The 11,533-nt window shown below is 69.5% G+C and carries 7 protein-coding genes; 5 read left to right on the forward strand and 2 right to left on the reverse strand.

Going from position 1 to position 11,533, the window contains the following annotated elements:
* Nucleotides 1-192: 192 nt before the first annotated feature.
* From metH to AVW11_RS21015, 4 genes are all read left to right on the forward strand, one after another.
* On the forward strand, nt 193-3,705 hold the full coding sequence (metH, locus tag AVW11_RS21000; RefSeq protein ID WP_076045272.1) for a methionine synthase: 3,513 nt from the start codon (nt 193-195) through the stop codon (nt 3,703-3,705).
* A gap of 113 nt (nt 3,706-3,818) precedes the next feature.
* Nucleotides 3,819-4,520, forward strand: a complete 702-nt coding sequence (locus tag AVW11_RS21005) for an HAD family hydrolase (RefSeq protein WP_030853081.1) — start codon at nt 3,819-3,821, stop codon at nt 4,518-4,520.
* 602 nt (nt 4,521-5,122) lie between these two features.
* Nucleotides 5,123-6,727, forward strand: coding sequence for an ABC transporter substrate-binding protein (locus AVW11_RS21010; RefSeq protein WP_076045274.1), 1,605 nt, complete (start codon nt 5,123-5,125; stop codon nt 6,725-6,727).
* 71 nt (nt 6,728-6,798) lie between these two features.
* A complete protein-coding gene (locus tag AVW11_RS21015) occupies nt 6,799-8,382 on the forward strand; it encodes an ABC transporter substrate-binding protein (RefSeq protein ID WP_076045276.1) in 1,584 nt (527 codons plus the stop codon).
* A 128-nt stretch (nt 8,383-8,510) separates the two neighbouring features.
* On the opposite strand, the gene AVW11_RS21020 is transcribed toward AVW11_RS21015, so the two are convergent.
* Together AVW11_RS21020 and AVW11_RS21025 are read right to left on the reverse strand one after the other, a co-directional pair.
* The gene (locus AVW11_RS21020) at nt 8,511-9,182 is read right to left on the reverse strand and encodes a response regulator (RefSeq protein WP_030853066.1); all 672 of its coding nucleotides are present in this window, start codon (nt 9,180-9,182) and stop codon (nt 8,511-8,513) included.
* A 64-nt stretch (nt 9,183-9,246) separates the two neighbouring features.
* Nucleotides 9,247-10,137 carry a RecB family exonuclease gene (locus tag AVW11_RS21025; protein ID WP_076045278.1) on the reverse strand — a complete coding sequence of 297 codons (891 nt, stop codon included), beginning with the start codon at nt 10,135-10,137 and terminating at the stop codon, nt 9,247-9,249.
* Between the two features lie 223 nt (nt 10,138-10,360).
* Here AVW11_RS21025 and AVW11_RS21030 point away from each other — a divergent pair, with 223 nt between their 5' ends.
* Nucleotides 10,361-11,494, forward strand: coding sequence for a site-2 protease family protein (locus AVW11_RS21030; RefSeq protein ID WP_107277613.1), 1,134 nt, complete (start codon nt 10,361-10,363; stop codon nt 11,492-11,494).
* The last annotated feature ends 39 nt before the right edge of the window (nt 11,495-11,533 follow it).

Here is an 11,533-nt window from a genome sequence, read left to right on the forward strand (position 1 = left end):
CCTCGCGCACCGCCGGAGATCTGTTCGCCGTACGGTCGGCGGGACACCCCCGCCACGTTCCCGCCACAGAATGCAGTCCGCCACGTGGGACACCCACACCGGGGCCGGTGCCTCGCGGTTACCCTGGCCGCGTGCACCCCTGACACAGCGGGGGTGCAAAGCCGACAGCCGTCGCATCCCAGGGAGCACTCCATGGCCTCGTTGCCGAACCCGCCCGCCGATACCCAGACCCGGGCCGACGCCCTCCGGGAGGCGCTCGCGACCCGCGTGGTCGTCGCCGACGGAGCCATGGGAACGATGCTCCAGGCGCAGGACCCCACCCTCGACGACTTCCAGCAGCTCGAAGGCTGCAACGAGGTCCTCAACGCCACCCGCCCCGACATCGTCCGCACGGTGCACGAGGCGTACTTCTCGGTGGGCGTGGACTGCGTCGAGACCAACACCTTCGGCGCGAACTACGCCGCCCTCGCCGAGTACGACATCGCCGAACGCAACTTCGAGCTCTCCGAGGCGGGCGCCCGCATCGCCCGCGAGGTCGCCGACTCCTTCACCGCCTCCACCGGACAGCAGCGCTGGGTCCTCGGCTCCATGGGCCCCGGCACCAAGCTGCCCACGCTCGGCCACATCACCTACGCGCAGATCCGCGACGCCTACCAGACCAACGCCGAGGGCCTGCTCGCCGGCGGCTCCGACGCGCTGCTCGTCGAGACCACCCAGGACCTCCTGCAGACCAAGTCCTCCATCATCGGCGCCCGCCGCGCCATGGAGGCGCTCGGCGTCAACGTCCCGCTGATCTGCTCCGTCACCGTCGAGACCACCGGCACCATGCTGCTGGGCTCCGAGATCGGCGCGGCCCTGACCGCGCTGGAGCCCCTCGGCATCGACATGATCGGCCTGAACTGCGCCACCGGCCCCGCCGAGATGAGCGAGCACCTGCGCCACCTCGCGCGCAACGCCCGCATCCCGCTCTCCTGCATGCCCAACGCCGGCCTGCCCGTCCTGACCAAGGACGGCGCGCACTACCCGCTGACCGCCGCCGAGCTCGCCGACGCCCAGGAGACCTTCGTCCGCGAGTACGGCCTCTCCCTGGTCGGCGGCTGCTGCGGCACCACCCCGGAGCACCTGCGCCAGGTCGTCGAGCGGGTCCGCGGCAGGGCCGTCGTCCAGCGCGACCCCCGGCCCGAGCCCGGCGCCGCCTCCCTCTACCAGTCCGTGCCCTTCCGCCAGGACACCTCCTACATGGCGATCGGCGAGCGCACCAACGCCAACGGCTCCAAGAAGTTCCGCGAGGCCATGCTGGAGGGCCGCTGGGACGACTGCGTCGAGATGGCCCGCGACCAGATCCGCGAGGGCGCGCACATGCTCGACCTCTGCGTGGACTACGTCGGCCGCGACGGCGTCGCCGACATGGAGGAGCTCGCCGGCCGCTTCGCCACCGCCTCCACCCTGCCGATCGTCCTGGACTCCACCGAGGTCCCCGTCATCAAGGCGGGCCTGGAGAAGCTCGGCGGCCGCGCGGTCATCAACTCGGTGAACTACGAGGACGGCGACGGGCCCGAGTCCCGCTTCGCCAAGGTCACCCGGCTGGCCCAGGAGCACGGAGCCGCGCTCATCGCGCTGACCATCGACGAGGAGGGCCAGGCCCGCACCGTCGAGCACAAGGTCGCCATCGCCGAACGCCTCATCGAGGACCTGACGGCCAACTGGGGCATCCGCGAGTCCGACATCCTCATCGACACGCTGACCTTCACCATCTGCACCGGGCAGGAGGAGTCCCGCCGCGACGGCATCGCCACGATCGAGTCGATCCGCGAGCTCAAGCGACGCCACCCCGACGTCCAGACCACGCTCGGCCTGTCGAACATCTCCTTCGGCCTGAACCCGGCCGCCCGCGTCCTGCTGAACTCCGTCTTCCTCGACGAGTGCGTCAAGGCGGGCCTGGACTCGGCCATCGTCCACGCCTCCAAGATCCTGCCGATCGCCCGGTTCGACGAGGAGCAGGTCTCCACCGCCCTCGACCTGATCTACGACCGGCGCACCGAGGACTACGACCCGCTGCAGAAGCTGATGGCCCTCTTCGAGGGCGTCAACACCAAGTCCCTCAAGGCCGGCCGCGCCGAGGAGCTCCTCGCCCTGCCCCTGGAGGAGCGCCTGCAGCGCCGCATCATCGACGGCGAGAAGAACGGCCTGGAGGCCGACCTCGACGAGGCCCTCCGGACCCGCCCCGCCCTCGACATCGTCAACGACACCCTCCTGGAGGGCATGAAGGTCGTCGGCGAGCTCTTCGGCTCCGGCCAGATGCAGCTCCCCTTCGTCCTGCAGTCCGCCGAGGTCATGAAGTCGGCGGTGGCCTACCTCGAACCGCACATGGAGAAGACGGACGACGAGGGCAAGGGCACCATCGTCCTGGCCACCGTCCGCGGCGACGTCCACGACATCGGCAAGAACCTCGTCGACATCATCCTGACCAACAACGGCTACAACGTCGTCAACATCGGCATCAAGCAGCCCGTCTCGGCGATCCTCGAAGCCGCCCAGGAGCACAAGGCCGACGTCATCGGCATGTCGGGCCTGCTCGTGAAGTCGACCGTGATCATGAAGGAGAACCTGGAGGAGCTGAACCAGCGCAAGCTGGCCGCCGACTACCCGGTGATCCTCGGCGGCGCCGCCCTCACCCGCGCCTACGTCGAGCAGGACCTCCACGAGATCTACGAGGGCGAGGTCCGCTACGCCCGCGACGCCTTCGAGGGCCTGCGCCTCATGGACGCCCTCATCGCCGTCAAGCGCGGCGTGCCGGGCGCCACCCTGCCCGAGCTCAAGCAGCGCCGCGTCGCCAAGCGGGACACTCCCGCCCTCCAGGTGGAGGAGCCGGAGGAGACCGGCGGCCGCTCCGACGTCTGTGTCGACAACCCGGTGCCCACCCCGCCGTTCTGGGGCACCCGGGTGGTCAAGGGCATCCCGCTCAAGGACTACGCCTCCTGGCTGGACGAGGGCGCCCTCTTCAAGGGCCAGTGGGGCCTGAAGCAGGCCCGCGCCGGCGGCGCCACCTACGAGGAGCTCGTCGAGAGCGAGGGCCGCCCGCGCCTGCGCGGCCTGCTGGAGAAGCTGCACACCGAGAACCTGCTGGAGGCGGCCGTCGTCTACGGCTACTTCCCCTGCGTCTCCAAGGGCGAGGACCTGATCATCCTCGACGACGCCGGCAACGAGCGGACCCGCTTCACCTTCCCGCGCCAGCGCCGCGGCCGCCGCCTGTGCCTCGCGGACTTCTTCCGCCCGGAGGAGTCCGGCGAGACCGACGTCGTCGGCCTCCAGGTGGTCACCGTCGGCTCGAAGATCGGCGAGGCGACTGCCGAGCTGTTCGCGTCCGACTCCTACCGCGAGTACCTGGAGCTGCACGGCCTGTCCGTCCAGCTCGCCGAGGCCATGGCCGAGTACTGGCACGCCCGGGTCCGCGCCGAGCTCGGATTCGGCGGCGAGGACCCGGCGAAGGTCGAGGACATGTTCGACCTCAAGTACCGGGGTGCCCGCTTCTCCCTCGGCTACGGCGCCTGCCCCGACCTGGAGGACCGCGCGAAGATCGCCGACCTCCTCCAGCCGGAGCGGATCGGCGTCCACCTCTCGGAGGAGTTCCAGCTCCACCCGGAGCAGTCGACGGACGCGATCGTGATCCACCACCCCGAAGCGAAGTATTTCAACGCACGCTGAGCTCCGCCGACGTACACTTGTCGGTCCCATACAGGCCGGTCGCCTGTTCCGAGGGGTGGTATGCCCCGAGGAAGAGGTGACCGGCCTTCTCGTCCCTTCGGAGAGGCATGCGCATGACGAGCACCGTTCCCGCCCCGGTCACCCGCACGGCCGACGGCTCGGCCCTGCAGGCGGTGCTGCTCGACATGGACGGCACCCTGGTGGACACCGAGGGCTTCTGGTGGGAGATCGAGGCGGAGGTCTTCCGCGAGCTCGGCCACCGGCTCGAGGACGCCTGGCGCGACGAGGTCGTCGGGGGGCCCATGACCCGCAGCGCCGGCTTCCTGATCGAGGCCACGGGGGCCGCCATCACCATCGCCGAGCTGAGCGTCCTGCTCAACGAGCGCTTCGAGGCCCGCATCGCCGACCGGGTGCCGCTGATGCCGGGCGCCGAGCGGCTGCTGGCCGAGCTGGCCCGGCACAACGTGCCCACCGCGCTCGTCTCCGCCTCCCACCGCCGCGTCATCGACCGGGTCCTGCTCACCCTCGGCCGCGACCGGTTCACGCTGACCGTCGCCGGCGACGAGGTGGTCCGTACCAAGCCGCACCCCGACCCGTACCTGCTCGCCGCGCGGACGCTGGGCGCGCACCCCTCGCGGTGCGCGGTCATCGAGGACACCCGCACCGGTGTGGCGGCCGCGGAGGCCGCCGGCTGCCGGGTCGTGGCCGTCCCCTCGGTCGGCGTGATCGAACCGGCACCGGGGCGTACGGTCGTCCGCTCGCTGGAGGACGTCGACCTGGCGTTCCTGCGCTCGCTCATCGCCCCCATGAACTGAGAGTGACGGACGGGCCTGGCCGGCGCCCGGCCCGCTCCCGGTCCGGGGCCCGCCGCCACCCAAGCGGACACATCGGCATGCAGTGCCCTACATCGGTATGCATTGCCACGCAACGGAATCCCTCGAATACGCTCCGTGCCGAACGGAAGCCGGTCGAGGCGGGTCCTGACGGAAGGATCTTCCGCCGAAGGCCCCGGAGGCTGAAATTCCATCCCCTCCGGGGTCGTCGCACAGGGTGACCTTGGTCACGCGTCACACCCTCGACGGGCCTGTCCGAGGGCCCCCGCGGCTTCCAATGTGTCCACATTGATCAGCCCCTGACCGAATCTGCGCAGCCCTGCCTGTGAACAGGCAGTTCGCTCCGATCACGGTGCGATTACGCCCCAAGTCCGGCCAGTTCCAGCCATCCCGCCCCGGACCACTAGTGTCGAGCCGGGCACTGCGCCGCACCCAGCCGCGTCCCGGACACACACCCCTGTGCCGGACCGCGTGGACCGATCGTCACATCACCGGCCCGATCGTTCCGCCCCGAACGGGCGACCGCCGCGAAGTGCCCTTCACACCGCTTTGACCAAGTGCCGGTTACAGGGAGTACTTCCAGCATGAACCGCAAGACCATGGTGCTGACGGCCGCGGCCGGACTGCTCACCCCCGCGCTGGCCGCATGCGGCACAGCGAGCGGCGGAGGAGCAGGATCCGCGGCCATCGTCGTCGGGACCACCGACCGGTTCGAGGCCGCAGACTTCGCTCCCGCCCCCTTCGACCCCGCCTACGCCTACGACGCCGGCGCCTGGAACATCCTGCGCCAGACCGTCCAGACGCTGATGCACACCCCGCGCGGCGGCGGCCAGCCCGTCCCCGAAGCGGCCTCCGCATGCCGCTTCACCGACTCCGGCAACGAAAGCTACCGCTGCACCCTGCGCCCCGGCCTGAAGTTCGCCAGCGGCGACCCGCTCACCGCCAAGGACGTCAAGTTCTCCATCGACCGGGTCCTCGCCATCAAGGACGAGAACGGCCCCTCCTCGCTGCTCTCCACCCTCGACAACGTCGAGGTCAAGGGCGAGGACACCGTGATCTTCCACCTGAAGACACCCGACGCGACCTTCCCCTTCAAGCTCTCCACCCCCGCCGCCGGCATCGTCAGCGAGAAGAACTACGACGCCAAGAAGCTCCGCGAGGGCTTCGCAGTGGACGGCTCCGGGCCCTACACCATGAAGGCCGAGGTCAAGGAGAACCGCCTCGTCCGCGCCGTCTTCAGCAAGAACCCCCACTACAAGGGCGACATCAAGCTGCAGAACGACAAGGTCGAACTGCGCACCTACCCCGACTCCCCGGCCATGGGCAAGGCCCTCACCGACGGGAAGATCCACATGGTCTCCCGCACCCTGTCGCCCGCCCAGATCACCGAGCTCAGCGCCAACCCGCCCAAGGGCGTCAAGCTGGTCCCGATGCCCGGCCTGGAGATCCGCTACATCGGCTTCAACACCGACGCGCCCGTCGTCAAGGACAAGGCCGTGCGCCAGGCGCTCGCCGCCGCCGTCGACCGCAGCGCGCTCATCTCCAAGGTGTACGGCAAGTCCGCCCAGCCGCTCTACTCGCTGGTCCCCACCAGCGTGACCGGCCACGTCAACTCCTTCTACAACAAGTACGGCGACGGCAACACGCCCAAGGCCGCCGCGCTGCTGAAGGAAGCCGGGATCAAAACCCCCGTCAAGCTGACGCTGCACTACACCACCGACCACTACGGCGACGGCACGGCGGCCGAGTTCGAGGCCCTCAAGGCCCAGCTCAACGCCACCCAGCTGTTCGACATCACCGTCCAGGGCAGCGAGTGGGCGGACTTCCGCCCCAAGCAGAAGAAGGGCGACCACGCCGCCTACGGGCTCGGCTGGTTCCCCGACTACCCCGACGCCGACAACTTCCTCGCCCCGTTCCTGGAGCAGGACAACTTCCTGGGCACGCCGTACGCCAACAACGCGGTGCGCACCAGGCTCCTCCCCGAATCCCGGCGCGCGGTCGACCGCAACGTCGCCGCCCCCGCGATCACGGAGATGCAGGACATCGTCGCCGAGGACGTACCCGTCCTGCCCCTGTGGCAGGGCAAGCAGTACGTCGCCGCACGCGACGGGATCACCGGAGTGGAGTGGTCGGTCAACGCCATCTCCGACCTCCAGTTGTGGGAGCTCGGCCGTGGCGTAAGCGGCTGAGCAAGGCACAGACCGGCAGCGGGTGTCGCGGGCCGGAGCAACGAAACAGTTCGACTGTGAAGGACGTTCGCGTGAATCGACGTAACCAGTGGCTGGCGGCCCCGCTCGGCGCAGCCACCGCCGCCGCGCTGCTCAGCGGTTGCGGCTCGACCGATGGCTCCAATGCCGGCAGCGGCAAGGGCGTGGTCATGGGCATATCCGACAAGGTGAAGTCCACCGACCCGGCGTCCGGCTACGACCCGGGCTCCTGGCTGCTCTTCAACAACGTCTACCAGTCGCTGCTGAGCTTCCCCAAGGGCGGAACCACCCCCGAGCCCGACGCGGCCCAGAGCTGCGGCTTCGAGGGCGGCGACAGCAAGCTCTTCAAGTGCACGCTCAAGCCCGACCTGAAGTTCAGCAACGGCAACGAGCTCACCTCGAAGGACGTCAAGCACTCCTTCGAGCGCACGCTGAAGATCAACGACGAGAACGGCCCCGCCGTCATGCTCGCCTCGATCGCCGGCATCGACGCCCCCGACGACAAGACCGTCGTCTTCCGCCTCAAGAACTCCGACGCCACCTTCCCGAGCAAGATCGCCTCGGGTGCGGGCTCCATCGTCGACCACCGCGAATACCCGGCCGACAAGCTCCGCACCGACAACAAGGCCATCGGCTCCGGCGTCTACAAGCTCGACTCCTTCACCGAGAAGAGCGCCAGCTTCTCCGTCAACGAGTCCTACACCGGCAAGGCCAAGGCCAAGAACACCGGCGTCACCCTGAAGTTCTTCAACGGCGACCAGGCCGGCCTCAAGACCACCCTGGAGAGCGGAGCCGTCGACTTCGCCTTCCGCGGCCTCGCCGCCAAGGACATCGCCGCCCTCGCCTCCAGCAAGACCGGCGACGAGAAGGTCGACGTCGTCCAGGGCACCGGTGCCGAGGTCGAGCACATGGTCTTCAACATGAACGACCCGGTCGTCGGCAAGCTCCCCGTCCGCAAGGCCATCGCCTACCTCGTGGACCGCGAAGCCCTCGTCAAGGACGTGTACGCCGGCACCGCCACCGCGCTCTACTCCATCGTCCCCACCGGCATCGCCGGCCACACCACGCCCTTCTTCGACCGCTACGGCGGCAGCCCGCAGCCCGAGAAGGCCAAGGCCGTCCTCAAGGCCGCGAACATCACCGGCAAGGTCAAGGTCACCCTGTACTCGACCCCCTCCCGCTACGGCCCCTCCACCGACCAGCAGTTCGAGGTCATCGCCAAGCAGCTCAACGACAGCGGCCTCTTCGAGGCCGACGTCAAGTCCGTCGAGTACGAGCAGTACGAGCAGGACATCCAGGCCGGCAAGTACGGCATCTACGTCAAGGGCTGGGTCCCCGACTACCCGGACGCCGACAACTTCACCCAGCCGTTCTTCGGCCCGGGCAACGTCCTGAACAACAACTACGACAACAAGGAGATCACCGGGACGATCATCCCGTCGACCTCCGCGAAGTCCGACCGCACCGCGGCCAACACCGACTACAACCGACTCCAGGACATCGTCGCCGAGGAGCTCCCGCTCCTCCCGCTCTGGCAGGGCAAGCAGTACGCCGTCACCCGCCAGAACGTCAACGGCCTGCAGTGGTCCCTGGACGCCTCCACGGTCTTCCGCTTCTGGGAGATCAGCAAGGGCTGACCCGGGCCGCCCCCGGACACACCACGGGGCCGTACACGCGAGCCATGCCCGCGCGTACGGCCCCGCGCCCGTTCCCGGGAACAGCCCCCGCCGAACCGGCGGCCGGCCCCCGCCGAACCGGCGGGAGACTACTGCGCCCCCGGACGCACCAGACCGCTCTCGTACGCGTACACCGCAGCCTGCACCCGGTCACGCAACCCCAGCTTCGTCAGGACGTGCCCCACATGCGTCTTGACCGTCGTCTCGCTCACGAACAGATCCGCCGCGATCTCCGCATTCGACAGGCCCCGCGCCACCAGCTTCAGCACCTCCACCTCGCGCTCGGTCAGCGTCCCCAGCGCGTCCGGCACACGCTCCTCACCCGACGGCAGGTGCCCCGCGTACTTGTCCAGCAGCCGCCGCGTGATGCTCGGCGCCAGCATCGCCTCACCCGCCGCCACCACCCGGATCGCCTGCACCAGCTCACCCGCCGGAGCATCCTTCAACAGGAACCCGCTCGCCCCCGCCCGCAGCGCCTCCACCACGTACTCGTCCAGGTCGAACGTCGTCAGCACCAACACCTTCGCCGGACCGTCCCGGCCCGGACCGGTGATCCGGCGCGTCGCCTCGACCCCGTCCATCCGCGGCATCCGGATGTCCATCAGCACCACGTCCGGCTGCAGCGCCCGCACCTGGTCCAGCGCCTGCAGGCCGTCCCCCGCCTCACCGACCACCGCCAGATCCTGCTCCGCCTCCAAAATCATCCGGAAGCCGGTGCGCAACAGGGGCTGGTCATCGACCAGAAGAACGCGGATGGCCACGGGCGATACCTCGTATTCGTCGGACGGCTTCGGCGGACACGCCCATTCTGCCCTGACCGGACGATCAAGAAATCTCCGGACTCCCGGCCGGCCTCGGCACGACCGGCAGGGGATACACCGGCGGAGTCCCGCCGAACTCCGGACACGAGGCCTGATGGTCGCACCAGCCGCACAGCTTCGTCGGCCGCGGCCGCCACTCACCCGACACCGTCGCCTCCCCGATGGCCTCCCACAGCGCCAGCAGCTTGCGCTCCACCCGCTCCAGATCCGCCACCACCGGGTCGTACGTCAACACATCCCCGCTGCCCAGATACACCAGCTGCAGCCGCCGCGGCACGACCCGCTTCAGCCGCCACACCACCAGCGCGTAGAACTTCATCTGGAACAGCGCACCCTCGGCATACTCCGGCCGCGGCGCCTTCCCCGTCTTGTAGTCGACGATCCGCACCTCACCCGTCGGCGCCACGTCCACCCGGTCGATGATCCCGCGCAGCCGCAGCCCCGACTCCAGCTCCGTCTCCACGAAGAACTCCCGCTCCACCGGCTCCAGCCGCGTCGGGTCCTCCAACGTGAACCACCGCTCGACCAGCGCCTCCGCCTCCGTCAGCCACCGCGCCAGCGCCACCCCCTCGTCACCCTCCGGGAACAGCTCCGCCAGCTCCGGCCGCGACTCCAGCAACCGGTCCCACTGCCCCGGGACCAGCCCCTTCGCCCGCAGCGCCGTCCGCTCCTGCGCGGGATGATCGAAGAGCCGCTCCAGCACCGCGTGCACCAGCGTCCCCCGCGTGGCCGCCGCACTCGGCTTCTCCGGCAGCTTGTCGATCACCCGGAACCGGTACAGCAGCGGGCACTGCATGAAATCGCTCGCCCGGGAAGGAGAGAGCGAAGAGGGTGCCACAGCACTCGGGCTTGCGGCTTCGGCCGCGCCAGGCACGGCACCGGGGCTCGTCGTCATGCACAAAACCCTACGACCCGCCACGGACAGCACGCGCATACCATCGACGCAAAGCCCCCTCGCACTGCATGATCGGAGCATCACCAGGCGCTACGCACACCGCGCCGTACACGACGAGAACCACCCGTGAACCCCCAGCACCGAACGAAGGACAGACGTGGCAGACACCGACCAGACCGGCGAGCGCGACAACCGGCGCTCGGGACCGGGCGGCGGACTCCTCATGGGCCGCCCCTTCGGCGTGCCCGTCTACGTCTCACCCAGCTGGTTCCTCGTCGCCGCCCTCATCACCTGGGTCTTCGGAGACCAGCTCGACCGCGTCCTGCCCGACCTCGGACCCGTCCGCTACCTCGTCTCCCTCTTCTTCGCCGTCGCCTTCTACGCCTCCGTCCTCGTCCACGAACTCGCCCACACCGTCGCCGCCCTCCGCTTCAAACTCCCCGTCCGCCGCATCCAGCTCCAGTTCTTCGGCGGAGTCTCCGAGATCGAGAAGGAGTCCGAGACCCCCGGCCGCGAATTCGTCCTCGCCTTCGTCGGCCCCCTGCTCTCCCTCCTCCTCGCCGGCGGCTTCTACCTCGGCATGGAAGCCGTCGACCCGGCCACCGTCCCCGGCGTCCTCCTCGCCGGCCTGATGATCTCCAACCTGCTCGTCGCCGCCTTCAACCTGCTCCCCGGCCTCCCCCTCGACGGCGGCCGCATGCTCCGCGCCGTCATCTGGGGCATCACCGGCAAACCCATGGCCGGCACCGTCGCCGCCGCCTGGGTCGGCCGCGCCCTCGCCGTCGCCGTCCTCCTCGGCCTCCCCCTGCTCACCCACACCGGACTCCTCGGCAACCGCACCGAGGAGATCGGCGGCATGGACACCGTCATGGACGCCCTCCTCGCCGCCATCCTCGCCGCCATCATCTGGACCGGAGCCGGCAACAGCCTGCGCATGGCCCGACTGCGCGAACACCTCCCCGAACTGCGCGCCCGCAGCCTCACCCGCCGCGCCATCCCCGTCGAGAACGCCACCCCCCTCAGCGAAGCCCTCCGCCGCGCCAACGAAGCCGGAGCCCGCGCCCTCGTCGTCGTCGACGGCCACGGCGACCCCACCGCCATCGTCCGCGAGAGCGCCATCGCCTCCGTCCCCGAACACCGCCGCCCCTGGGTCGCCGTCAGCACCCTCGCCCAGGACCTCACCGACGGCATGAAGGTTTCCGCGGAACTCACCGGCGAAGAACTCCTCGACCACCTCCGCGCCAACCCCGCCACCGAATACCTCGTCCTCGAACCCGGCGGCGCCATCTACGGCGTCCTGTCCACCCTCGACGTCGAGAAGGCCTTCGTGAAAGCCATGGCGCGGCCCCGACCCTAACTTGTTCTTTAACGTCCGAGGTCGAACGATGCCTCGTAC

Source organism: Streptomyces amritsarensis (assembly GCF_001953875.1).
Classification (GTDB): Bacteria; Actinomycetota; Actinomycetes; order Streptomycetales; family Streptomycetaceae; genus Streptomyces; species Streptomyces amritsarensis.